This is a genomic window from Paraburkholderia sp. NPDC080076, assembly GCF_050281145.1.
Taxonomy (GTDB): Bacteria; Pseudomonadota; Gammaproteobacteria; order Burkholderiales; family Burkholderiaceae; genus Paraburkholderia.
Genome location: NZ_JBNNWQ010000001.1, coordinates 43309 through 65934, shown reverse-complemented (window position 1 = coordinate 65934; position 22626 = coordinate 43309). Strand labels below are relative to the sequence as shown.

23 protein-coding genes and 1 pseudogene are annotated in these 22626 nt (G+C 62.5%); 13 read left to right on the top strand and 11 right to left on the bottom strand.

The window, feature by feature from the left end:
• Positions 1–194 precede the first annotated feature (194 nt).
• Positions 195–1961, top strand: a complete 1767-nt coding sequence (locus ACQKRQ_RS00305; protein ID WP_427474622.1) for a cyclic peptide export ABC transporter — start codon at positions 195–197, stop codon at positions 1959–1961.
• A gap of 63 nt (positions 1962–2024) precedes the next feature.
• Here ACQKRQ_RS00305 and ACQKRQ_RS00300 read toward each other — a convergent pair whose 3' ends face one another.
• The 7 genes from ACQKRQ_RS00300 to ACQKRQ_RS00270 all read right to left on the bottom strand — a co-directional run bounded on the left by ACQKRQ_RS00300 (position 2025) and on the right by ACQKRQ_RS00270 (position 9003).
• Complete coding sequence (locus tag ACQKRQ_RS00300; protein WP_427476022.1) at positions 2025–3125, bottom strand: ABC transporter substrate-binding protein; 1101 nt, start codon at positions 3123–3125, stop codon at positions 2025–2027.
• Between the two features lie 5 nt (positions 3126–3130).
• Positions 3131–3946, bottom strand: coding sequence for a siderophore-iron reductase FhuF (fhuF, locus tag ACQKRQ_RS00295; protein WP_427474621.1), 816 nt, complete (start codon positions 3944–3946; stop codon positions 3131–3133).
• Complete coding sequence (gene fhuB / locus ACQKRQ_RS00290; protein ID WP_427474620.1) at positions 3946–6051, bottom strand: Fe(3+)-hydroxamate ABC transporter permease FhuB; 2106 nt, start codon at positions 6049–6051, stop codon at positions 3946–3948. Before fhuB ends, fhuF begins: the two co-directional genes overlap by 1 nt.
• Positions 6048–6893: an ABC transporter ATP-binding protein gene (locus ACQKRQ_RS00285; RefSeq protein ID WP_132378785.1), complete on the bottom strand. Its 846-nt coding sequence runs from the start codon at positions 6891–6893 to the stop codon at positions 6048–6050. Before ACQKRQ_RS00285 ends, fhuB begins: the two co-directional genes overlap by 4 nt.
• Positions 6890–7912, bottom strand: coding sequence for a TauD/TfdA family dioxygenase (locus ACQKRQ_RS00280; protein WP_427474619.1), 1023 nt, complete (start codon positions 7910–7912; stop codon positions 6890–6892). Before ACQKRQ_RS00280 ends, ACQKRQ_RS00285 begins: the two co-directional genes overlap by 4 nt.
• A gap of 85 nt (positions 7913–7997) precedes the next feature.
• Complete coding sequence (locus ACQKRQ_RS00275; protein ID WP_427474618.1) at positions 7998–8237, bottom strand: MbtH family protein; 240 nt, start codon at positions 8235–8237, stop codon at positions 7998–8000.
• Positions 8238–8370: 133 nt separating this feature from the next.
• Positions 8371–9003, bottom strand: coding sequence for an RNA polymerase factor sigma-70 (locus ACQKRQ_RS00270; RefSeq protein WP_427474617.1), 633 nt, complete (start codon positions 9001–9003; stop codon positions 8371–8373).
• A gap of 275 nt (positions 9004–9278) precedes the next feature.
• Between ACQKRQ_RS00270 and ACQKRQ_RS00265 the strand changes: the two are divergent.
• From ACQKRQ_RS00265 to ACQKRQ_RS00250, 4 genes and pseudogenes are all read left to right on the top strand, one after another.
• Positions 9279–9533 (top strand): annotated as a pseudogene (locus tag ACQKRQ_RS00265) (glycerol-3-phosphate responsive antiterminator); the annotation flags it as partial.
• Positions 9533–9841 (top strand): putative quinol monooxygenase, encoded by a 309-nt coding sequence (locus ACQKRQ_RS00260; protein ID WP_427474616.1) that lies wholly within the window; start codon positions 9533–9535, stop codon positions 9839–9841. The pseudogene ACQKRQ_RS00265 and the gene ACQKRQ_RS00260, both read left to right, overlap by 1 nt.
• Positions 9841–11001, top strand: a complete 1161-nt coding sequence (locus ACQKRQ_RS00255; RefSeq protein ID WP_427476020.1) for an iron-containing alcohol dehydrogenase — start codon at positions 9841–9843, stop codon at positions 10999–11001. The genes ACQKRQ_RS00260 and ACQKRQ_RS00255 overlap by 1 nt, the downstream gene beginning before the upstream one ends.
• Before the next feature lie 283 nt (positions 11002–11284).
• On the top strand, positions 11285–11536 hold the full coding sequence (locus ACQKRQ_RS00250; RefSeq protein ID WP_342960841.1) for a hypothetical protein: 252 nt from the start codon (positions 11285–11287) through the stop codon (positions 11534–11536).
• Positions 11537–11642: 106 nt separating this feature from the next.
• On the opposite strand, the gene ACQKRQ_RS00245 is transcribed toward ACQKRQ_RS00250, so the two are convergent.
• From ACQKRQ_RS00245 to ACQKRQ_RS00230, 4 genes are all read right to left on the bottom strand, one after another.
• Positions 11643–12062, bottom strand: coding sequence for a histidine kinase (locus ACQKRQ_RS00245; protein ID WP_427474615.1), 420 nt, complete (start codon positions 12060–12062; stop codon positions 11643–11645).
• Between the two features lie 72 nt (positions 12063–12134).
• Positions 12135–12920, bottom strand: a complete 786-nt coding sequence (locus ACQKRQ_RS00240) for a COG4705 family protein (RefSeq protein ID WP_132378801.1) — start codon at positions 12918–12920, stop codon at positions 12135–12137.
• A gap of 189 nt (positions 12921–13109) precedes the next feature.
• Positions 13110–14504 (bottom strand): sensor histidine kinase, encoded by a 1395-nt coding sequence (locus tag ACQKRQ_RS00235; RefSeq protein WP_427474614.1) that lies wholly within the window; start codon positions 14502–14504, stop codon positions 13110–13112.
• The gene (locus tag ACQKRQ_RS00230) at positions 14494–15171 is read right to left on the bottom strand and encodes a response regulator (protein WP_011492737.1); all 678 of its coding nucleotides are present in this window, start codon (positions 15169–15171) and stop codon (positions 14494–14496) included. The genes ACQKRQ_RS00235 and ACQKRQ_RS00230 overlap by 11 nt, the downstream gene beginning before the upstream one ends.
• Positions 15172–15420: 249 nt before the next feature.
• Between ACQKRQ_RS00230 and ACQKRQ_RS00225 the strand changes: the two genes are divergently transcribed.
• From ACQKRQ_RS00225 to ACQKRQ_RS00190, 8 genes are all read left to right on the top strand, one after another.
• Positions 15421–16440: an ABC transporter substrate-binding protein gene (locus ACQKRQ_RS00225; RefSeq protein ID WP_427474613.1), complete on the top strand. Its 1020-nt coding sequence runs from the start codon at positions 15421–15423 to the stop codon at positions 16438–16440.
• A 39-nt stretch (positions 16441–16479) separates the two neighbouring features.
• Positions 16480–17274 carry an ABC transporter ATP-binding protein gene (locus tag ACQKRQ_RS00220; protein ID WP_408177258.1) on the top strand — a complete coding sequence of 265 codons (795 nt, stop codon included), beginning with the start codon at positions 16480–16482 and terminating at the stop codon, positions 17272–17274.
• Between the two features lie 16 nt (positions 17275–17290).
• On the top strand, positions 17291–18157 hold the full coding sequence (locus tag ACQKRQ_RS00215) for an ABC transporter permease (RefSeq protein ID WP_132378807.1): 867 nt from the start codon (positions 17291–17293) through the stop codon (positions 18155–18157).
• A gap of 458 nt (positions 18158–18615) precedes the next feature.
• Positions 18616–18882, top strand: coding sequence for a hypothetical protein (locus ACQKRQ_RS00210; protein ID WP_132378809.1), 267 nt, complete (start codon positions 18616–18618; stop codon positions 18880–18882).
• 344 nt (positions 18883–19226) lie between these two features.
• Positions 19227–20660, top strand: coding sequence for a tetratricopeptide repeat protein (locus ACQKRQ_RS00205; protein ID WP_427474612.1), 1434 nt, complete (start codon positions 19227–19229; stop codon positions 20658–20660).
• Positions 20661–20759: 99 nt separating this feature from the next.
• Positions 20760–21242, top strand: a complete 483-nt coding sequence (locus ACQKRQ_RS00200; protein ID WP_132378813.1) for a glycoside hydrolase family 108 protein — start codon at positions 20760–20762, stop codon at positions 21240–21242.
• On the top strand, positions 21242–21934 hold the full coding sequence (locus tag ACQKRQ_RS00195; RefSeq protein WP_132379484.1) for a hypothetical protein: 693 nt from the start codon (positions 21242–21244) through the stop codon (positions 21932–21934). Before ACQKRQ_RS00200 ends, ACQKRQ_RS00195 begins: the two co-directional genes overlap by 1 nt.
• A gap of 229 nt (positions 21935–22163) precedes the next feature.
• Positions 22164–22481: a DUF4148 domain-containing protein gene (locus ACQKRQ_RS00190; RefSeq protein ID WP_132378815.1), complete on the top strand. Its 318-nt coding sequence runs from the start codon at positions 22164–22166 to the stop codon at positions 22479–22481.
• Positions 22482–22626: the final 145 nt, after the last annotated feature.

Genomic DNA, 22626 nt, shown 5'->3' with positions numbered 1-22626 from the left:
AATCTTTACCGCGTGCGTTGTTTTTATTTGGACTGCATCTTTTTGACGTGGCAGAGGAACGCGCACGGTAAATGTTTGCTTCGCCCATTCGTCTATCAGGCGAGGGGCGTGTCTTTGCGCCCCGCTGAATGGCCACATGCCCGCATGCGCCGCCATTCGCCGATCCATTTGCGACCCACTGCGACACATTGCCGATGACCGCTGCCAACGAGCGCTACGACGCGCCACCCTCGTCTGCTTCACCTCCCTCCAACCCTGCGGGCAAACCCGCCATGCGCCTGATCGTGGCGCTGCTCAAGCGCTCTCGCGGTTCCTTCGCGATCGCCTTGACGGCCTGCGTGCTGAACGGCATCGCCAGCGTGCTGCTCGTGGCGACACTTAGCCGCGCGCTCTCACAACCGGGCGCCGCCGATATGTCGCTGGCGATGCGTTTCGCGTTGTGCGCGGTCGTCGCGCTCGTCACGCGCGTGATCACCGGCGTGCTGTTCGCGCGCCTCTCGCAGGACACGATGGCGCAGTTGCGCGAACACGTCGCACGGCGCGTCGCCGAAGCCGAGTTGCGCGATGTCGAACGTATCGGCGCGGCGCCCGTGCAGTCCGTACTGACCGACGACGCCACCAACGTGTCGATGCTGTTCTTCGCGCTGCCCAATCTGGTGATGCATGGCTCGATCGTGTTCGGCTGCCTCGGTTATCTGGCGTGGCTGTCGTGGCCGGTCTGCCTGCTCGCGGTGGCCGCGATCCTGGTCGGCTCGCTCGGCTATCACGCCGGCGACAAACGCGCGATCGCCTCGCTCGAAGCCGCGGGCCGCTCGCAGGACAAACTGTTCGGCTATCTCGGCGCGCTCTTCACCGGCGCGAAGGAACTGAAGCTGCATCAGGCGCGTTCGCGTCAGTTCGTGGACGGCCAACTCGGCTCGGCCATCGACGAAGTGCGCGACCATCGGCGTAAGGCGTTCAGCGCCTATGCGGTCGGGGTCGGCTGGATCGTGTTCCTGTTTTATGTGTTTCTGGGCGTCGCCGCGTTCTGGCCGGCACTCGGCGTGCACGCCGATGCGCCGTCGGCATCGGGCTACGTGGTGGTGTTCCTGTTCATGCTGCTGCCGCTGGACGGTCTGCTCAACAACGTGCCGACGCTGAATGCGGCGCGCGTCTCGCTCGATCGCATCGAGAAGGTGATGGGCGAATTCGGCGCGCTGCGCACCTCGCCGCCGCCCGATGAAAACGCTTCGCACGCGCCGTATCGCACGCTCACGCTCAGCAACGTCACGCATTCGTACTTTCATGAGCGCGACGAGCGGATGTTCCGCGTCGGGCCGGTCAATCTGACCTTCAGGCCTGGCGAGCTGGTGTTCATCGTGGGCGGCAACGGCAGCGGCAAGACGACGCTCGCGAAAGTGCTGACCGGTCTCTATGAACCCGAAGACGGTACGATCGAACTGGACGGCAAGCCGGTCGGCTTAGCTGAACGCGCCGCCTATCGTCAGCGCTTCACGGCCGTGTTCAACGATTTCCATCTGTTCGACGCGCTGCTCGGCATCGTCGATCCGAACGACGCCTCGCGCGCGCAGGCGGATGCCCGTGCCAACGCGCTGGTCGCGAAGCTCGCGCTCGATCACAAGGTGCAGGTGGTGAACGGTGCGTTCTCTACGCGAGCGCTTTCCACTGGCCAGCGCAAACGCCTGGCGTTGGTCGTCGCGTATCTGGAAGACCGCCCGTTCTATCTGTTCGACGAATGGGCCGCGGATCAGGACCCACAGTTCAAAGCGGTGTTCTATGAACAACTGCTGCCGGAACTGCGCTCGCGCGGTAAGACCGTGCTGGTGATCAGCCATGATGACCGGTACTTCCATCTCGCGGATCGGGTGTTGAAGCTGGAAAATGGCAGTATCGTCAGTGAGACGCATGGTTCGGCACAAGCGGTGCTGAAGCCGGCAGTGGCCAACGGTACGATAGGATGATGAGGTGAACAGACTTGCTGGACGCCGTTGTTCAGGCGCTCAGCAAGACTCAATAGAAGCCGCTTATTTCTTCACTGCGGGTGCCGGCAACGACAACAACGTATTAGTCATCGTATCCGCAAGCCGCAGCGCCGACATCGGCCCACCAAAGCCCCAGATATTCCTCTCGACGAGCCCAACGCGCCCCGCGCTGCGAGCCGGCACGAATCGCCAGATCGGCGAATCGAGTTTGATGGCAAGCGGGACATCCGTTTCAGTCGCGCTGACGAACAGCACGGTCAGTTTCGGTTTCTTCAACAGATCTTCCGAACTCACGTACGCCGTGCCTTCGCGAGTCGCCTCGGCGGGCCACAAGTTGAGCCCGAGCGCATGCGCGACGCCCGCCGCCGTGCTGTTGCCGGTGAATGCCCAGTAACGGTCCGGCAAGCCCAATTCCTGCAACCACGCGACCTGTTCGCCACGACGACCCGCTTCGGCGAGACGCTGCGCGTCGCGGGCAAAGCCTGCGTCGACCTTGGCTTCGACGGCGCGCGCCGCCTCCTCGCGTCCCGTGAGACAGCCGATGGTGCGCAAAATCTTGCGGCCCCAATCGAGCTGCGTGACGCGGGCGCCGTCTTCGCTAAAGTTCGGGCCGTACTTGAACAGTACGGTCGGCGCGATGCGTTCGAGCGCCGCAAAAATGGGTGCATGTCGCAAACCCACGCCGAGAATCAGATCCGGTTTGGCCGCTGCAATCGCCTCGAGACTCGGCTCCTGCCGCGTGCCGATATCGGGCACCGTCGCCAGACGTGCGTTGTCGTAGCCGATCCATACCGGGTAATACGCGGGATCGGCCATGCCCACCGGCGTGATGCCGATCGCCGCGAGGTCTTCGGCGAACATGAATTCGAGGACGACGATGCGCTTCGGCTGTGCGGGCAGCGACGGACTCGCTTGCGAGACGATCGGGTTGTCGGCGAGCGGCGTGCAGGTTTGCTGCTGCGCTTGTGCGGTGTTCGTGTGAACTGGATGACTCGTGCCCGCTGAAGGCGCGACGCTGCCACTGCCTTGCGCATGCGCATACGAGTTGGAGAACAGCGTGGCCGCCACCGCAACACTTATGCAAAGTCGCCTGAAACAGGGGGTTTTCTTCGTGCGGCGCGACCACGGCACCGACGGCGTCATTGGTGTCAATGCGAAGCGGCCTGCAATGCGATTTCCGCATCGCTCATCGTCAATAGCAGGGGGCAGCGTCCACACAGTTGCGTCTCTCCAGGAATTTCATAACGTACGCAGCACACGCGCCGTGCGCTGAACGGATTCGGCAAACTCGCAGCGCGCGGTTTTGCAAGGCGCACCGGCAGACGCAGCGGATTGGCCTCGCCATCGGCAGCGATTGGACCGAACAGCCACGCGATGTCGTCGGTCAGATCGAATTGCGGCGCGCATTGTTCGAACAGGTAGTCCAGCAGATTGCCCGCGTTGCTCCACAAGACGCGCGGCGCGATTCTGGTCATTGCGCACAGCGTCTCGATCACCGCATTGAGATGCTCGACGAGCGGCGCGTAACGGCGTGACGGGTCGCACTCAACCGGCTGCAATGCGCCGTGCTCGAAATACGCGGCGATAGGCAAGCCGTCGCGCAGCACGATATGGGTTTTATCCGGCGACATCGCAAGCGGCCGGCGCAGCAGTGCTGCCGCAACGAACCCAGCCGTCGCCGCAAAACCGAAGTAGTACTTGGTCCATTGCGACAACAACGCGCGTGCATGCGTTTCGCGCTCGCCGCCGTAGAGCGTGACCATCGCATCGAGCAATTCGGCGCGATGCTCCGCCAGTTCGCTGACGCGGGCCACCTTCAGCGAGCCGGCGTGATCGTTAGCCAACGCGGGCTCCTCACTCGCGTTTGGCGTGCCGAGCCATACATGCTCGAGATAATGCGCGATCGACTCCGGCGCGAAGCCTGCGAAACACTGCGCGCGCTTGTCGTGATCAGGTTGCCGCATCACCGTTGGCCCCGCTTCTCGCGCCGAGCCTCCACGATCAGCAGCGCAAGCAGATAAGGCGCGCCGATCAGCGCAGTCAATACGCCGGCGGGAATTTCGCGCGGCGCCAGCAGCGTGCGCGCCGCGATATCGGCCACGACCAGCACCAGCGCGCCACACGCCGCCGCCAGCCACAAGCGCGTGCGATGAGCACGCGCGCCGAGCATCGACGCCAGATGCGGCGCCATCAAACCGATAAAGCCCACCGGCCCCACCGCGGCCACCGCCGCGCACGCCGCCAGCGTCGCGACGGTCAGCACCAGTGGACGCAGCACGCCGATCGGCAAGCCCAGCGACGCGGCCTGGTCGTCGCCCAATGCAAGCAGATCGAGCGGCCGCGCGAGCAGCGCGAACACCGGCAGGGCCAGCACGCACCACGGCAGCAGCGTCGTCACTTCGCCCCAACTGCGTCCATACGTGCCGCCGACCAGCCACACGACGAAGCGCGCCGGCTGCACACTTTGCTGCGTGATGAGCCATTGCGACAGCGTCGTCCACAGTGTTCCGATAACGATGCCCGTGAGCGCGACCGCGAGCGGCGCATAGCGATGCCGGCGATTCAGCAAGAGCGTCAAGGCCAGCGTGACACCGCCACCCGCGAGCGAAGCGGCGGCCAGCGTCGAATGTGCGGCAAGCGGCCACATCACGAGCGCCGCGAGCGTCGCGAGGCCTGCGCCTTGCGTCACGCCCAGCACTTCAGGTCCGGCCAGCGGATTGCGCACGATGCTTTGCATCAGCACCCCGCTCGCGGCAAGCAACGCGCCCGCCAGCAATGCGCAGATGAGGCGCGGCAAACGCAGATCGAGCAACATCCTCGCGAGTTCGTCGCGGTGATCGAACGCGGCGAGCCAGCGCGGCACGCCGATCGTCGTGAGGCCGAACGATGCGCCCGCGCACACGAGCACGATGCCGAGCAGCACCAGCACGCTTGCGGTCAGCGGCCACGGCCACGCATCGACCATGCGTACGAAGCGCGTGGCGCGCACGACGGCACGCTCCTGACCGGCATGCAGCGCGCCCGACCACGCGGCGCCGCTGCGGATCATCGCGAGCATCAACGGCGTGCCGACGAAGGCAATCGCCACGCCGGTCGAGAGGGTCGCATCGAGATCGAGCGCCTGCACGGCGCTGTCGGTGACGAGCACCAGCGCGCCGCCCACCAATGCGGACAAGGGCACGAGCGCGGCGAGCCGTGACGATTTCGCACCGCGCACCTGACGCAGCAGATTGGGTGCGATCAGGCCGACATACGAGAGCGGTCCCGCGACACTCACCGCGACGCTAGCGAAGCCCACCGCCACCAGCATCGCCGCTAGCCGCGTCGCGTCCACGCGAACGCCGGCCGCCGCTGCCGCGTCATCGCCGAGGGCGAGCGGATCGAGTGGACGAATCACGAAGGGCAAGGCGATCAGCGGCAGCACGAGCCACGACGCGGCGATCTTCAAACCCGTCGCGCCAGGTTGATAAAGACTGCCGCTCGCCCACAACGACACGCCGACGATGCTCTGCTCGAAGAACGCGAGAATCAGCGTGGTCAGCGCGGAGAACAACAGCATGCACACGCTGCCGGCGAGCACGAGCCGCAACGGCGTCGCGCGCCAGCCGCCCGCCGCCGCGGCCACGCACACGGCGGCGCCGAGACCGCACACGAACAGCAGCGGCACGGACGCCACGCCGGCCAGCGACGGCACCAGCATCGCCGCGAGCAAGCCCAGTTGCGCGCCACCGGTGATGCCGAGCAGATCAGGCGAAGCCAAAGGGTTGCGCGTGAGCGATTGAAACAGTGTGCCGGCCACCGCGAGGCAGCCGCCCGCCACCAACGCCGCCAGAATGCGCGGCACGTTCAGGTCGAACAACAGGATGCCGGCGAGTTGCGCGGCGTCGCTGCCCGTGGGCGCGGCAAGCCAGGTGCGAAAACCGGGCGCAAGCCGCATCGCGGCCACGACGACGATCAACGCAATGAGCGCGGCGCCGATGGTCGTGACGCGGCTTTTCACAGGCGCACGATAGCTGTCCATCACCGGCGTGCTACGTCGCAGGCGTTTGCGTGCTGCAAGCGTCGTCATGCGGCGAGGTCCTTGCTCGTGGCTTCTTCGCGAAGCGAAGCCGCATCGCCTTCATACGCCGGCACGCACATCGGCGCGCCCGTTTGCGGGTGCGCGATCTTGAGCATCGGCACGCTGAAGGTCTCATTCAGATGACGCGGGTCGAGCATCGCATCGGGCGAGCCTTGCGCGACGATGCGGCCGGCGCGCATCAACACGATTTCGTCGCTGTAGGCCGCCGCCTGGTTCAGGTCGTGCAGCACCCACACGATCGTGAGGCCGCGCTCGCGATTCAGGCGCCGCAACTCGCGCAGAATGTCCAGTTGATGATGGATGTCGAGATACGTAGTCGGCTCGTCGAGCAACACGATCGGCGCCTGTTGCGCGAGCGCCATCGCGATCCACGCGCGTTGCCGTTCGCCACCCGAGAGCGCGGCGACGTCGCGCGCGGCGTCGTCGGCGAGACCGCTGGTGGCGAGCGCTTCGTCGATCGCCGCGTGGTCGGCGCGCGAGAGTCCGCGCAGCCAGCCGCCGTGCGCGTAACGTCCGTACGCGACCAGTTCGCGCACGGTGAGGCCGGACGGGATCTGGTTGAACTGCGCGAGCATGGTGAGCGTGCGCGCCAATACGCGTCGCCTGTGCGAAGCGAGCGGTACGCCGTTGACGTCGACGCTGCCGGACAGTGCCGGTTGCAAACCGGCTAGCGTGCGCAGCAGCGTGCTTTTGCCGCAGCCGTTCGGTCCGCACAATGCCGTGACGCGGCCGGCCGCAATGTTCAGGTTCAGACCGTGGAGCACGACGTGATCGCGGTAGCCGACCGTCAGCGAATGCGCCGCAAGCGCCGCGCCCTGCGATTTCGTCATGGCGCGGCCGTCCGTTTTTCGCCCTCGGCCTCGCTGTAGCTTCGTGCCATCGCGACCACGACCTTGCGCGGCCCTTCGAACGGATCGCGCGCATGCGCGGTCAACATGTTGTCGAGCATCAGCACGTCGCCGGTCAGCCACGGGAACACAATCCGCTGCTGATCGAGCACGCCGCGGATTTCGGCGAGCGCCTCGGCTTCGAGCGGTTCACCGTCGCCGTAATAGACATTGCGCGGCACGTTTTCGAGGCCGACCGAATCGATCAGCGCTTCCTGCATGTCTTCATCGAGCGACGAAAGGTGGAATAGATTCGCCTGATTGAACCAGACATGTTCGCCGGTGACAGGATGGCGCGCTACCGCCTGGCAGCGCTCGCGCGTGCGCAGCAGCAGTTCGCCGTCTTCGCTGTCGCGCCATTCGCATTCGATGCCGCGCGCACGGCAAATCCGCTCGACCGTGCGCGGGTCGTCCGAACCGAACGCTTGTTCCCACGGCAGATCCAGCCCTTGCCCGAAGTTGCGCACGTAGAGCAGTTCACGCTTCGTAAAGCGCTGGACCAGCGCCGGATCGAGCGCGCGGTGGATCGCGCGGCTATCGGCGATCGGCGTCGCGCCGCCGGTGCGCGCGGCAAGCGCGCAGTGAAACCAGATACGCAACGGCCATTCACGCGTATACGACTGCTCGTTATGTAAAGGAATCGAGCGATGCGGCGGATATTCCGTCGACGTGTACACCGCGCCTTCCACCTGGCTGCGCGGCGTCGACGCGAACTCATAACCGATCAGCGGATGCCCGAACGAGCCCGCGAAACGTTGGAACGCGTCGATCGAAGCCACGCGAAAACCGGTGAACAGCACGCCGCCCGCGCGTTCAAGCGTGTCGTCGACGATCGCATGCAAGAGCGGCGCCGCTTCCTCCAATGAAATCTCCGCGCCCGCGCGCGGCGAGACGACAGTCGGCAAGCCCGGCTCGATCGACAAATCGGCGAGCGTGGGCAGCGGCATCGAAAGCATGGTCATACTCTGAATCCTTTTGCTGAAGCGGCGTGGCTGGGCGCATGCCCGAGCCCGCCGGATTGCACTGCGCGCGCGTTAGGTCGACGCGTTAGGCCGCCGCGTCCATGTGCCGGCGCAGGCTGGCTGGACGCATGTCGGTCCACACGGTCTCGATGTGCGCGAGGCACTCGGCCTTCTGGCCGCGCACGCCCACTTCGCGCCAGCCGGGCGGCACGTCGCGGAATGTCGGCCAGATCGAGTACTGCTCTTCGTCGTTGATGACGACGGTGTAGACGAGGTCGTCCGCCTCGCCGGCTGCCGCGTTGGAGGTCTGCTGTGCTTGCGTCATGATGAAAGGCTCAGTCGATGAAAAGGTCAGGAAGCGCCTGGACAGACAGCGCACTGGCATGTCCCGGCACGGCGGCGCCGGCATTCGCTCGCGCACCGCTTCTATTCAGTTGACGTTTGACACGCGCGCTTTTTTACCGCCGGCGCGCGCGGCCGCTGCAGAATGCGGGGCCGGCCACGCCGCGATTGCAGGCGTCGAGGCAATCGGCGCAATGCTTCTCGGCGTCGCGCACCATGAAATGCACCAGCGTCTGCGAGACGTCGAGGGCGCGCGCCGTGCTTTGCAGCGTTTCCTCGCGCAGGCGCACCATTTCGAAGGCGGCGCGGCTGCGCGGCGGCAGCTGCTCGAGCGCGTTGTACACGTGCCGCAGCGTGTCGCGCACGAGCAGCGCCGCTTCCGGCGAAGGTTCCGGCGACGGCACGTGCAGGCCGTCGTCCTCGTCGGCGTGATAGGTGTTTTCGAGGCTCTGGCGGCGAAAGGCATCGATCGACGCATTGCGCACCATGCGCGTCACGTACGCGACCGGTTGACGCACCGCGTCCTGATCCGGAAAGTCGACCAGCTTGATGAAAACGTCGTGCACCACGTCTTCCGCCAGACTCGCGCAACCCACGAAGCCGCGCGCCAGATTGACGAGCATCGGGCGGTTGTCGATCAGCACGTCGAGCAGCGTGCCCTTCTCCCAATCAACCGGACGCGCATGGCTGCGCGCACGCCGCGAAACGGGTGGACAGGCGCCTCCAGCGTTGAGAACCGATATCGGCATCGCTGTTGAAGCCTCTCGCCGGACGAGCACCTCAGCCATAGATTCGCTCCGTTTTCTCAAAAGGACAGGGCGTCAATCTAACGTAAACGCGAATCATTCTCAATCAAGAATTGGAATAACCTTACAATTTCCAATAGCTTTGTCTGATGATTCCAAATGCATAAGGGTGGCCGACCGATGTTTTCCGCTACGGGCAAGCAGGCGTGAAACTGTATAGGCATCCGTACTATTGACGGTGAAGCGTGTCGTTCGAAACAGCCGCGTAATCGCAGCGCGTCGACACATTGGAGCAAAGCGACCCGAATCTGGTACAACTGATGCCTGCGGCCATGCTCTCGCATCTGTCGAAGCAGGACCCCAAGGCCCTGCCGCCGATCGTCACGTCGGGTTTCGTCTGCAATAAGGGCGACGTGTTCGATGCGTTGAAGAACGGCGCCGCCGCGGTCTCGACCCGCGACAGCGGGTCATGGAATCTGGACCCTGAAGTTGACGCTGAAACGTTGAAGTACCCATCCTGTTGGAGTGACTGATGGCCAATGCTTACCTGCAGGTGATCGCGCATTATTTCGCCAAGCCCGGCAACGGCGACGCGATCGTGAAGCTCCTTACCGAACTTGCCGCGGCAACCCGGAAAGAGCCGAAAAACCTTTACTACGAATTCTTCCGCTCGCCACTGGAGCCTGACCACTTCCTGATTCTCGAAAAGTACAGCGACGCCGACGGTCTCGCCGATCATCGCGAAACCGAGCATTTCCAGCGACTCGGCTTCGGCACCATCATTCCGCTGCTCGACCGGCGCGAAGTCGAAAGCCATATGGTGGCCGGAGACGCGCCATGATGAACGCATTCCGGTTTCAAACGGTGCCGACGCTCGTCGTCGAGTTCGGTGCGGCGCGCCGTCTCGGCGCTTTGTTGCGTGCGCAATTTCCGACGCTGGCGCGTCTGTGCGTCGTCACGGATGGTTTTCTGCACACGAGCGGGTTGCTGAATCCGGCGCTCGCCGACCTCGCGGCGCACGGTTGGGACACCACCGTGATCGACGACGTGATCGCCGATCCGCCCGAACACATCGTGCTCGAAGCGACGTCGCGTGCACGGACTGCCGGCGCGGAAATCGTGCTGGGGCTCGGCGGCGGCTCGTCGATGGATGTGGCGAAGCTGATCGCCGTGCTCGCGCCGCAGCAACAGCAGGCGCTCAGCGAGATGTACGGCGTCAACAAGATCACGATAGCGCGTCTGCCGCTCGTGCAGATGCCGACCACCGCGGGCACCGGCTCCGAAGTCACGGCCGTGTCGATCGTGACGGTGGGCGAAGCGAAGAAGATGGGGGTGGTTGCGCCGCAACTGATCGCGGACCTGGCAGTGCTCGACGCTGAACTCACGCTTGGCCTGCCCGTTGCGGCGACCGCGGCGACCGGCGTCGATGCCATGGTGCATGCCATCGAGGCGTACACGTCCGCGCATCTGAAGAATCCGGTCTCCGACATGCTTGCGGTGAAGGCGCTCGACCTGTTGTCGCGCAATCTGCTACCCGCCTGCGAAAACGGCCGGAACCGCGACGCGCGAGAAGCGATGCTGCTCGGTGCAACCTTCGCGGGCCAGGCGTTTGCGAATTCACCGGTTGCCGCGGTGCATGCGCTCGCGTATCCGATCGGCGGCATTTATCACGTGCCGCATGGTCTTTCGAACGCGCTCGTGTTGCCGCATGTATTGCGCTTCAACGCGGAAGCGGCGGCGCCGTTGTACGCGGAACTCGCCGAGGTGGTCGTGCCGGGTTTGACCGGCAGTGATGAAAGCAAGACGCAAGCGTTGATCGAACGGCTCGAACAGATGATTGCCGCGACGGCGATTCCGGCGCGTCTGCGTGATGTCGGCATCGAACAAAGCGGGCTCGAGCGGATGGCGAGCGACGCGATGTTGCAGACGCGGTTGCTGGTGAATAACCCGCGGCCGGTTAGCGAGGCGGATGCGCTGGCGATTTATACGTCTGCGTTTTGAGGCTGGTTTGCGTTGTGCTGCGCTGTTGGTGGTGAGGTGACAAACCAGCAGATCATGCAGCGCAACAAGCGCACCTCAGACTGAACAAACCGCGCGACGACCCGGCTTGTGTCGGGTTTTCCTTGCGTCGATCAGCGTCGGAAACCTTGACCGACGAATTGTGAGTTTGTAGGATGATGACCGCCGCTTTCGGACAAACACCACCTAACAGACTCTGTCCGCGCGCGACATAAGAACCAAAGCGACTACTCAATGGCGAGGTCATCGGGGTTATGGCATGACAATGGATGAAGACATCGCGCACGTGGCGCGTGTGATGGTGCCGTCACTGAGCGCGTTTCGCGGTGAGCCCGTGCTGCAGCCGGCATATTGGCGAAGACGCCTGCATCGCATACAGAACGAATTCCGGTTGACCGAAACGCAAGCCTCGCAGATCCAGCATTTGCTTAGGGATCTGGATAGCTTTGAGGCGAAAAATGGCGCGAAGAAAAAGCCGATCGGCACTCAGATTCGGGCGCCTTGGATACCGCGGTAATGAAGTGCGTGTGCTAACGGGCACACTTAGCGCTTTTCCCACCTAACGATGCAGAATTGATCCGCTGTCCAACTGATCAATTGCGCAAGCGTGCGCCGTTCTCGCATCAGACTTTACCGCTCATGCGGTCCATCACCGCCAGCAGATCGGCGAGCGACTGTTTGCATTCCGTTGCATTTGGCGTGCTGGCGCGCAAGGCGCTCAACGCGCGATCAATTGATTTGTCGACCGTATGCCAATCCGTAGCTGCGCGTGGCTTCAGCGACGGCTCGGCGTCGTCCCATGCGAGTTCGAGATCCTTAATGCGCGCCTTACCACCCGCCAGATCGCCTTTCTCGACCAGCGCTGCGGTGTCCGCTGCGATCTTGCGAAACGGTGCGAGATCGCCGAGCTTCGACACTTTGACCGGCTCCGCGGCTTCGGCTGACAATAGACTCACACGGCCCGCATCGATATGACCAAAGCTGATCGCGGAGAGCGCGATAAACGAAGCGATAGCGGCTTTGCCAAGAGCACGTTGATTCATGATGGTGATCTTCCGTTTGATTCGGTACGGGATTGAAAGGGACTACGTGGCAACTCGACGAGCGGCACCCGTTCAAGGTTCATGTGCGGCGCTCGGGCGCACCGTACGCTGTTCGGCCACACTGGCGACAATCACCAGCACGACAATTGCGCTCAGGAATAGCGCGCTCGTGTTGATGGTGCCAAGGCCGAAGCCGCCGTACGCGCGCGACTGCGACAGCATGTCGCCGAGGGAGGCGCCCAGCGGCCGCGTCAGAATGTAGGCCAGCCAGAATGTCAGTACCGGATTACCGCCGGCGTAATAGATCGAACTCACCAGAACAATCAGCGCGCCGAACGCCATCACACCGATCACGAAGCCGAGCCCTAGCGCTTCGGTCGCGAGATCGCCAGCCGCCGTGCCCAACGCGAACGTGACCAACACCGCGGCCCAATAGAAAAACTCTCTGCGCGTCGTATAAATGGTGTGAATCGAGAGCGTGCGTTCGCTGCGAAACCAGAGCGCGAAAACCAGAGCGAGCGCCAGGCCGAATACGATCGTGCTGACATACAGACTGACACCGAGCTTGTCGGTCAGTGCGTCGGTGATCTGCGTGCCGACCACACTGACCAGAACCACGGTCAGCCAATAGATCCACGGCACATATTTGTTCATACGGAGTTGCATGGCCAGCGCGGCGAGCAGTAGCACAGCCATAATCGCGTCCGTCAACGCGGTGCCAAGACCCATGTGAACGGCCAGATAATCAGCCCCGGTCTCGCCGACGGTGGTCGCGAGAATCTTGATCGCCCAGAAAATGAGCGTAGCCTCCGGCACTTTGTTGTTCGCCAGAACAACCCGATAGTTCGACGTTTCCATCACGCTGGTTCTCCGTTTTTATTAGCACGGGGTTCGAAGTTTCGAACACGAGCGCGCCTATTCAGCCAGTACGCCGAATATGCAACGGAGAACCTTATGGAAACCTTACGTGAGAGGCCAATGCTGCCGATATATGCAGCCGGTGAAGACTCGTTTTCACCGACACCTTTCCTAACCTGCCGGCGGGCTTTAACCCGTCTGGGATTGCTCTGCCGCGGCCCGCGGAAACGACACGCTGATGTGCACGCCCTTGCCGCCCTCGCCCGGCTTCAGCGTGATTTCGCCGTGATGGGCGTCCGCGATTTCACGCACGATGGCGAGGCCCAAACCGGTGCCCTCCGTATCCGCCGACGCCCGGAAGAACGGCTCGAACACCCGGCTGCGCGACTCGGCCGGAATGCCGGGACCGTCGTCCAACACGCTCACGTTGACGGTATCTGCGTTGGCGCGCACGCCCACCGTAACGTGACCGCCACTGCCGGTATAGCGGATCGCATTCTCCGCGAGGTTCGCAATCAACGCCTGAAGCAGCCCGCGATGCCCCGCCACCGGCGCAACGCCGTGCAGTTCGGCGCCTAAATCGATGCCTCTGGCCTGGGCGAGCAACGCGAGGTCTTCCACGACCTCCAACGCGAGCGGCACCAGATCCACCGTTTCCACGGCCAGTTGCGTGTTGTCCGCGGCCTCCGCTTGCGCGAGCAGAAGCAGCTTGTTCGTGAGGCCCACCATCGAACGGTTACTGCGATGCATGGCGGCCAGTGCCTCGTCGAGCGCGGGCTTCAAGCCGTCCTGTTGACGCGCGAATTGTAATTGCGTGCCGAGCAATGTAAGCGGCGTGCGCAACTGGTGTGCGGCGTCGGCGATAAAGCGGCGTTGCGCAGCCACCTGCACGCCGAGCCGCGCGATGCACTGATTGATCGCTTCCACGATCGGCCGCAACTCGGTATGCAGACGTTCGACACGAATCGGCTCGAGTTGCATCGGATCGCGGTCCGTCACATCCTCTTTCACTTTCATCAGCGGACGCAACTCGAAAGTCAGGCCGATGCATACCAGCGCGACCGCCAACACGATCATTTCGATCTGCCTCACGAGTTGCGGTTGCCACAACTGCTGGGCCATGGCGTCGCGCGAACGCACGGTTTTACCGACCGTCACACGCACGCGGCGTGTCGTGCCGTTGTCGTACATGAGGCGCACGAGGCCGACCGCCCGTACATTGTGGCCTTGCAAATGGGAGTCGTAATGATCCGGCGTATCCGGCGCTTGCTGCGGACGCGTCGGGAAATCGGGTGTACCGGCGAGCAGGCGTCCATCGTCAACGCTCACGCTGTAGAACACCTGATCGCGATAGGGCGACACGAATACTTCGAGCGCGGCGGGCGGCACATCCACACGCAGGAAGCCATCCACCCATTCCACTTCGCCCGCGATCATGCGCGCCGATGAGATCAGCTGATTGTCCTGCACCAGATCCGCCGTGCGCCGCGCGTTGTCGTATTCGGCCTTGCCGGTCACGAACACGTACAACGCGAGTGGCACCAGTAGCCACCACAGCAGGCGCATGCGCAGACTATTGGTCATCTTCTTTCTTGCGCAGCAGATAGCCGAGCCCGCGCAGCGTGACGATCGCCGCCGAACTGCCATCGAGTTTCTTGCGCAGACGCGAGATATAGATTTCGACGGCGTCTTCACTCGGCTCGTCGGCGAGCGTGAAGATCGCGTCGACCAGCGCCGGCTTCGTCACGGTTTTGCCCAAACGCAGGATCAGCGTTTCGAGCACCGAGCGCTCGCGCGGCGTGACGTTCAGCGGCGCGCCCTTCAGCGTGAACTGGCGCGTGTCGATGTCGAACGCGAGATCGCCGCACACCACTTCGCTTGCCTTCGAGGGCGACTGCCGGCGGATCGCCACCTTGATGCGCGCGATCAACTCGCGCACTTCGAACGGCTTGACCAGATAATCGTCCGCGCCGGCGCCGAGCAGTTCCACCTTTTCGTCGATCGAGCCGCTCGCCGTCAGAATCAGCACCGGCGTCGCGTCGCCGCGCTGGCGCAGACGCCGCAGCACGTTCTTGCCCGACAGCTTGGGCAGATTCAGGTCGAGCAGGATCACGTCGTAGTGATTGGTGCGCAGCAGCTGGTCGGCCGCGTCGCCGTCCTGCACGGCGTCGAGTGCGAACGCCTCCTGCTCCAGCATCTTCGCGAGCCAGTGAGCCAGCGTGGGGTTGTCTTCGATGAGCAGCAGCTTCATGGCGGGAACGGCAAAAGTCAGGCCGTCGATTGTGCCGTAAAACAAAGGGCTTGCGCGCGTCCTATGTGGTTTGCAGCATACGTTGTCGCGTTTAGGGCGGGGTTGCGGCAAGCTTGCGGGTTAACACCCATGATTTGCCCTCAGTTCAGAAAGCTGGCAGAAGGTTTCCAATTCCTATAATCGCCGTCATTCACCCAGAAAGCGCCGCACGCAACACCCAGCGGCGACCAAACCAAAGGAGACTGCCTCATGCGTACCTTGCGCCAGATTGCCGCCGTGTCAGGTGTTGCGTTCACCCTTGCCGCCGCTTCGGCCGCCGCTCATGCGGAAAAACTCACGATCATGGTCGGCGGTGCCACCAAGATCATCTATCTGCCCGCCAAGCTCACGGAGCAACTCGGCTACTTCAAGGATGAAGGCCTCGACGTCGAAATCCTCTCGCAACCGGCCGGCGTCGACGCGGAAAACGAACTGCTGGCGGGCGCGGTGCAAGGCGTGGTGGGCTTCTACGATCACACCATCGACCTGCAGAGCAAGGGCAAGGAAATCCAGGCGCTGGTGATCTTCGGCCAGGTGCCGGGTGAAGTGGAAATGGTCTCCACCAAGGCCGCGGACAGCTTCAAGAGCATGGCCGATTCGAAGGGCAGGACGCTCGGCGTGACCGGGCTCGGCTCGTCGACCAGCTTCCTCACGCAATACCTCGCGCAACGTGCGGGTGTGCCGTCCACGCAGTACACGCTGCTGCCGGTGGGCGCGGACAACAGCTTTATCGCGGCCATCAAGCAGAGCCGTATCGACGCGGGCATGACGACTGAGCCGACCGTCTCGCAGTTGCTGAAGACCGGCGACGCCAAGGTGCTGGTCGACATGCGCACGCTCGAAGGCACGCGCGCCGCGCTCGGCGGGACGTATCCGGCCTCGAGCTTCTACGTCCAGCGCGCGTGGGCGGAGTCGCACAAGGACGACGCCGCGAAGCTCTCGCACGCTTTCGCGAAGACGCTGAACTTCATCGCCACGCATAGCGCGGAAGAGATCGCCGCGAAGATGCCGAAGGACTACTACGGCAACAACAAAGACCTGTACGTCGGCGCGCTGAAGGCGTCGCTGCCGATGTTCACGAAGGACGGCAAGATGCCCGCCGACGGCCCGGAAACCGTGCTGAAAGTGCTGTCGGCGTTCAATCCTTCGGTGAAGGGCAAGCATATCGACCTCGCCAAGACCTACACCAACGACTACGTATCGGCGCCGGTCAAAACCGCGGCGAAGTAACGCCCTTTCAACATCACGAGAACAGCGAGGCACCAGCCGATGAATCAACCCCTGTCACGCGATACGCCAGCGATCGAGATGCGCAACGTATCGTGCCGTTTCATTTCTCCTGATGGCAAGGCGACGATTGCGTTGCGCGACTTCAGCATGTCCGTGGCGCGCGGCGAATTCGTCGCGGTGGTCGGCCCCACGGGTTGCGGCAAGTCCACCACGCTCAGCATGATTACCGGCTTGCTGAAGCCCACCACCGGCGAAGTGCGTGTGATGGGCGCGCCGGTGGACGGCATCGATCCGCGTATCGGTTTCGTGTTTCAGGCCGACGCCGTGTTCCCGTGGCGCTCGGTGCTCGACAACGTGGCGGCGGGTCCGCTGTATCGCGGCCGTTCGAAATCCGCCGCGTACGACGAAGCCAACGAATGGCTGCGCCGCGTGGGCCTCGACAAGTTCGGCAAGCATTATCCGCATCAACTGTCCGGCGGTATGAGAAAACGCGTGGCGCTCGCGCAGACCTTCATCAATAAACCGGAAATTCTGCTGATGGACGAGCCGTTCTCGGCGCTCGACATGCAAACCCGCACGCTGATGCAGGACGAACTGCTGCAACTGTGGGCCGGTGTCGGCTCGGTGGTGTTCGTCACGCACGATCTGGAAGAAGCGATTGCGCTCGCCGACCGCGTATTCGTACTCACCGCGCGCCCGGCGACGCTGAAGAAAGTGTACGAGATCGATCTGCCGCGTCCGCGCGTCACGTCGGAAGTGCGCTACGACCCGCGTTTCATCGAAATCTCGCGCGACATCTGGCACGACCTGCGCGAAGAAGTGCAGATCGGTTAATCAAGGAACGGCAAACATGTCTACTACCCCTCAACAGATGATGCCCCGCTCGGGCATCGACGCCGCATCGCTCGCGCAAGTCGAGCGTGTGGCGCAAAAACGCATCCGGCAGCGTCACGCGCTGGTGATCACGCTGCGTATCGTGGTGCTGGTGGTCGTGCTCGGCGGATGGGAATTGTCCGCGCGTCTGAAGTGGATCGACCCGTTCTTCTTCTCGATGCCAAGCGCGATTTTCGAACAGATCATCGACTGGTTCGTGAACGGCACTTCGCAAGGTCCGCTGCTCACCCAGGTGTGGGTCACGCTCGAAGAAACCGGACTCGGCTTCATTATCGGTTCGGTCGCCGGCGTGTTTTGCGGCATCCTGCTCGGTCGCAACAAACTGCTCTCGGATGTCTTCAGTCTCTACATCAAGATCGCCAACTCGATTCCGCGCGTGGTGCTTGGTTCGGTGTTCGTGATCGCGCTGGGTTTGGGCATGGCGTCGAAAGTGGCGCTGGCGGTGGTGATGGTGTTCTTCGTCGTGTTCGCCAATGCGTTCCAGGGCGTGCGTGAAGCGGATCGCTACATGATCGCGAATGCGCAGATTCTTGGCGCGTCGCGCCGTCAGGTGACGACCTCGGTGGTGATTCCGTCGGCGTTGAGCTGGATCCTTGCGAGCCTGCACGTGAGCTTCGGTTTTGCTTTGGTCGGCGCGGTGGTCGGCGAGTTCCTCGGCTCGAAGCAAGGTATTGGTCTGCTGATCTCCACTGCGCAAGGCGCGTTCAACGCAAGTGGTGTGTTCGCGGCGATGATTGTGTTGGCCGTGGTCGCACTGGCAGCGGATTATCTGTTGACTGCGGTCGAACAGCGGTTGTTGAAGTGGCGGCCGGCTGCGGTTTAGGCGAGCTACATTAGCCGTGTAGAAGGCCGCGTTAAAAAGAATGCCGTTCAGTCTCGGGCTGAACGGCATTGTTCTTTTTGTGCTAAATGAAAGATGAAAGTAAGGCTAAATTAACCTGATCGGATTTTTTGAAGCAAAGAGCCATATACGCATTCAGGATGGCTGATTAACGCTTGAATTTTCATGCGACCTACCCGTCTCCTTCACATGGTGGAGGCAACACCGGCTCTCCGAGCCGCCGCCGAACAACAAAGCCTCCGCGCGCACCTTTCCTTGCTACACGAAGGACTTCGATAACGCACCTCTCTGGTGCGCTGCGCGGAGTTCGACAAGGAAGCCGGTGACCGTCTCCGCCCTGTGTCCCGTCAGATTGTCCAGCATGTGTCGCGGACAATTCCGGCGGAACTTTCGCAATGAGGTGTCGCAAGGGCGACGCCGAGGGTTTGAAGGAGAGGGACATGAAGAAGGCTCTGATCATCGCAGGCGGACTGCTTTGCGCGTTCGCATGGCAAGCGCACGCTCAGGACGCCAGTACGGAAAATACAGCGCAAGCTCAACCGACAGCAGCCGACGCAGTGGGTGGGCAACCCTCCACCACTTCGATGTCCGGTGGCCCTGCAAAAGCACAGGGACTGACGCGTGCGGATGTCTACCAGCAACTCATTCAATCGCAGAAAAATGGCGAGGCGGCGCGCCTGCAAGATCTGTTCAAAGGAGGCAACTGAACGACGCCGTGGTATTGGAGCCGACCGCATAGCCGAATAGCTTGCCTCCCGGCTTCGCTGCACGAATGACGCCGTATTTTCCCCGTCGCGCAACAGGACGAAGCGAATACGGCGCCTAATCGAAGCATCCCTTTCTCCCCTCTCCGCAAACTCCCCACCTGTCTCCCGCCAGCAAACTTGCGATCGGCATTCGTTGGCCCGCGCGCAACACATTTCCGCTCTCCCGGTCGCCGCAATAGCGTACAGGCCCGCTGCATAAGGCACTGTGCGCAATGGCACGGTCGATGCGTAATACCCGTCACCTAGTCGTGCAGTTACCAACATCGGCTGAATCGAGGTGCGTCATGTCGAGTGTGCAGAGTCAACGTCGACCAATGAATTGGCGAAACCGGTCTTTTTCCGCGGCAAGCGGTTCGACGCATCGCGCGGGAAATCACCACTTTTCAGCCGGACTCGTGCCGTTCGGGTTGCGGACCGCAGGTTTCATCGGTCGCGGCCCGAAACAATTGTGGCCGTATGTCTTGCCGTGGGTTTTCGCGGTGCTCACCATCGGTTTTTTCTGCCTCGTTGTGCGCGGCGTGCTCACGCGGCAACTGCTGGTGCCGCCTGTCGAGACGCCGCAGTCGCTGGTGGAACGCGGCTACACGTCGAACTTTCTCGCGGAACGCATCATGTCTTCGATGCGGGCGATCGGCCAGGACGCCGAGTCGATTCCGCACGACACCATGACGGACAACGACGCACAACCGGACATTCAGATCCCCGGTCAGGAGATGTCGTATGCGACCACCGTGCGCTTCATCAAAGGCGTCATCAAACGCACGGATGTCATGGTTCATGTCGGCATCACGAAGGTCAACGACAGCGCGGATTCCTATGTAGCGCACGTGCAGATTGAAGGCGGCCCCTTCAATTCCCGCGAAAGCACGGTGTCTTTTGAAGGACGCGATCTGGAGAAGTTCGTGCACGACATCGCCGTCAAAGCCATGCGTCTTGCCGAGCCGAATATTCTCGCCAGTCATCTCTATTCGCAAGTCCAGAGAACCAAGTGTTCGCTCGCGCAATGCGACTACGGCGAGGTCGTTTCGATCTACGACGAAGTGCTGGCACTGCCCGCCTCCGAGCAAGGCGAATGGGCGCTCGCCGGCAAAGCGTGGCTGCTTGCCAATCAGGGGCTATCCAAAGAGGCCGAACAGCAGACTCGCGAAGCGCTGACCGTGTACAAGCATTCGGCGGTGCTGCATGCAAGCCTTGGCATCGCACTCGAACAGCAGCATCGCATCGATGACGCGCTCGAAGCGTTGCGAGCTGGCGCCAGCGAGAAATCGAAGACGGCGGAAAATCTGCGTCTTCTCGGCGACGTGCTGTTGCATGCGAATCGCTATGCCGAAGCACTCGATGCATTCAAGCAGGCGGACAGAATGAAGCCGGACTCCGTCGACAACCTGCACGACTGGGGCGAAGCGCTCGTCACCGTCGGCCGCTATGACGAAGCGATCGAAAAATTCTCGCGCGCCGTCGCGCTCCGCCCCGATCTGGCGCCCTCTTACGCGGAATGGGGCCGGGCACTGGATCGCAAAGGCGATCTGCCCGGCGCCTCGCGCAAATATGCGCAAGCGTTGCAACTCGATGCAGGGACTTTGTCAGCGCGGGAAAGTCATCTCGCACGGCTTGCCCGAGCGGCGCAGGGGGGCAATCGCCCGGACGCATCGAAACCCAATGGCGGAGTCAGACCTGTTGCGAACCCGCCCGCCTCGCTTTCGTTGCAAACCGCATAAGGAACACCCAGCCGCACCGAGTGGTACGCAATGCAGATGGATCGATCCCGTAGCACCTAACCGTTGCACTAAAGCACCTAGTTGAAGAGGAGATGTTCGATGGACAATTTCGAAGAGGCGTTCAAGGCTCTGATCGGCAATGAAGGCGGTTACTCCTTCAATCCGCATGATCCTGGCGGTGAAACGATGTGGGGCGTCACGGCGCGCGTGGCACGCAGCGCCGGTTATACCGGCGCCATGAAAGACCTGCCGCTGGATACCGCCAGACAGATCGCCAAACAGAAGTACTGGGATCCTCTGCATCTCGACGAACTCGATCCGCGCGTGGCCTTCCAGATATTCGACGCCAATTACAACGGCGGCCTGGTGGTGTTGTGGATGCAAAAAGCTTCCGGCGCGAAAGAAGACGGCAAGTTCGGCCCGGACACACTCGATGCGGTCAAAAGCGCGGACCCACTGAAGTTCGTCATGCGCTTTGCCGCTTATCGCTTGCGTTACCTGCGCAATCTGCACGCGTGGCCCAATTTCAGCCGTGGATGGACCGAAAGAATGGCCGCTAATCTTCTCCTGGGAGCAGCATGATGGACTGGTCTAAAGTAGCGTCGAACATCGGCAGCAGCGCACCGCTTCTCGCCGGCCTCGTGGGTGGTCCGATCGGCGTGGGCGTGACGGCCGCCGCCGCGATCATTTCGCATGCGCTCGGCACGCCGAGCGATCCCGGCGTCGTGGAACTCGCGTTGAACGATCCCACCGCACTGGAGAAAGTGCGGCAAGCCGAAAGTGCGAACTCGTTGCAATTGCAACAACTGATGGTCAGCGCCGCCCAGGCGAGCCTCGCGCACGAAAGCGATATGGCCCGCATCCAGGCCGCCGATCGGGCCGACGCGCGCGCCATGGGAATCAGCAATAAGGACTGGGTGCCCAAAGTCCTTGCAATGGCGGTCACTGCCGGCTTCTTCGGCATTCTGCTGCTCATGGCCTTCCAGCCGCTGCCGGGCACGAACAAGGATCTCGTCAACGTGATCGTCGGCGCATTGGGTACGGCGTGGATCAGCATCATCGGCTACTACTTCGGCACGTCGGTGGGATCGATGCGAAAGACCGAATTGCTCGCCAAGCCCAGCGTTCCCATCACGCCGGACAGCGCCGTCACGCTTCGCGAGCCCGCAACGGCCTCGGCGGCGCGTCCACAAGCAGCGCAGGGTCCGTCGCACAGCGAGGTATTCCAGCAATTCTCGCCGGGTGGACAGGGTCCGATTTTCTCGGGCAGTTGATTGGCGTTTCGTTCAAGAACCAGACGATGCACGCGACGGGTGAACGGCTCGCCGCGTGCGTCGTCGCGCGTTTCTCGCCCGCGGAATTCCGGCCGGTTGTCTCAAATTTAGCAACAAACATTACCTCAAACGGGGATTACTCTATCCAGGTCGCAAAACTACAATCCAATCACTGAATACGAACAAGAACGTTCGTAGCAAGATAAAACCGAATTGGAGGTAGTTCATCATGAAATCGCTCATTCAAGCTGTTGTTATCGCCGCTGTATTGGCCGCTCCTGTTGCTTCGTTTGCGCAGTCCAACCAGCCGGTGACCCGCGCTCAAGTGCGTGCCGAACTGATTCAACTCGAAAAGGCAGGCTATCAGCCCGGCCTCGCCGACCCGTACTACCCCGCCGACATCCAGGCCGCGGAAGCTCGCGTCGCTCGTGAGAACGGCACCGCACAGGCAGCGGAAAGTGGTTACGGTGGTGTGGTGAGTGGCGCCTCGCAAGCGGGCAGCCCGGTTCAAGCGAACGGTCCGAAGTCGATTTACTTCGGCAACTAAGCGGCGTCTCGCGGTAATCAAGCAGTAACCCGACCGTAACCAGCCATTCGGCGAGTCGAACTGCACTAGCGCCAAGTTCTGTGCGGCGATTGACCGCCTGGCGCACCAGTAACCGGTGCGCAATGATTCAAAACGAACTGGCCCG

Bases quoted from the DNA above. Each gene is read 5' to 3' on its own strand.
- ACQKRQ_RS00195 (WP_132379484.1), top strand. From the start codon at position 21,242: ATGGACTGGTCTAAAGTAGCGTCGAACATCGGCAGCAGCGCACCGCTT.
- ACQKRQ_RS00270 (WP_427474617.1), bottom strand. From the start codon at position 9,003: ATGCCGATATCGGTTCTCAACGCTGGAGGCGCCTGTCCACCCGTTTCG.
- ACQKRQ_RS00245 (WP_427474615.1), bottom strand. From the start codon at position 12,062: ATGAATCAACGTGCTCTTGGCAAAGCCGCTATCGCTTCGTTTATCGCG.
- ACQKRQ_RS00280 (WP_427474619.1), bottom strand. From the start codon at position 7,912: ATGACCATGCTTTCGATGCCGCTGCCCACGCTCGCCGATTTGTCGATC.
- ACQKRQ_RS00235 (WP_427474614.1), bottom strand. From the start codon at position 14,504: ATGACCAATAGTCTGCGCATGCGCCTGCTGTGGTGGCTACTGGTGCCA.
- ACQKRQ_RS00305 (WP_427474622.1), top strand. From the start codon at position 195: ATGACCGCTGCCAACGAGCGCTACGACGCGCCACCCTCGTCTGCTTCA.
- fhuB (WP_427474620.1), bottom strand. From the start codon at position 6,051: ATGACGACGCTTGCAGCACGCAAACGCCTGCGACGTAGCACGCCGGTG.
- ACQKRQ_RS00255 (WP_427476020.1), top strand. From the start codon at position 9,841: ATGAACGCATTCCGGTTTCAAACGGTGCCGACGCTCGTCGTCGAGTTC.
- ACQKRQ_RS00225 (WP_427474613.1), top strand. From the start codon at position 15,421: ATGCGTACCTTGCGCCAGATTGCCGCCGTGTCAGGTGTTGCGTTCACC.
- fhuF (WP_427474621.1), bottom strand. From the start codon at position 3,946: ATGCGGCAACCTGATCACGACAAGCGCGCGCAGTGTTTCGCAGGCTTC.
- ACQKRQ_RS00190 (WP_132378815.1), top strand. From the start codon at position 22,164: ATGAAATCGCTCATTCAAGCTGTTGTTATCGCCGCTGTATTGGCCGCT.
- ACQKRQ_RS00250 (WP_342960841.1), top strand. From the start codon at position 11,285: ATGGATGAAGACATCGCGCACGTGGCGCGTGTGATGGTGCCGTCACTG.
- ACQKRQ_RS00300 (WP_427476022.1), bottom strand. From the start codon at position 3,125: ATGACGCCGTCGGTGCCGTGGTCGCGCCGCACGAAGAAAACCCCCTGT.
- ACQKRQ_RS00220 (WP_408177258.1), top strand. From the start codon at position 16,480: ATGAATCAACCCCTGTCACGCGATACGCCAGCGATCGAGATGCGCAAC.
- ACQKRQ_RS00260 (WP_427474616.1), top strand. From the start codon at position 9,533: ATGGCCAATGCTTACCTGCAGGTGATCGCGCATTATTTCGCCAAGCCC.
- ACQKRQ_RS00200 (WP_132378813.1), top strand. From the start codon at position 20,760: ATGGACAATTTCGAAGAGGCGTTCAAGGCTCTGATCGGCAATGAAGGC.
- ACQKRQ_RS00285 (WP_132378785.1), bottom strand. From the start codon at position 6,893: ATGACGAAATCGCAGGGCGCGGCGCTTGCGGCGCATTCGCTGACGGTC.
- ACQKRQ_RS00230 (WP_011492737.1), bottom strand. From the start codon at position 15,171: ATGAAGCTGCTGCTCATCGAAGACAACCCCACGCTGGCTCACTGGCTC.
- ACQKRQ_RS00205 (WP_427474612.1), top strand. From the start codon at position 19,227: ATGTCGAGTGTGCAGAGTCAACGTCGACCAATGAATTGGCGAAACCGG.
- ACQKRQ_RS00240 (WP_132378801.1), bottom strand. From the start codon at position 12,920: ATGGAAACGTCGAACTATCGGGTTGTTCTGGCGAACAACAAAGTGCCG.
- ACQKRQ_RS00215 (WP_132378807.1), top strand. From the start codon at position 17,291: ATGTCTACTACCCCTCAACAGATGATGCCCCGCTCGGGCATCGACGCC.
- ACQKRQ_RS00275 (WP_427474618.1), bottom strand. From the start codon at position 8,237: ATGACGCAAGCACAGCAGACCTCCAACGCGGCAGCCGGCGAGGCGGAC.
- ACQKRQ_RS00210 (WP_132378809.1), top strand. From the start codon at position 18,616: ATGAAGAAGGCTCTGATCATCGCAGGCGGACTGCTTTGCGCGTTCGCA.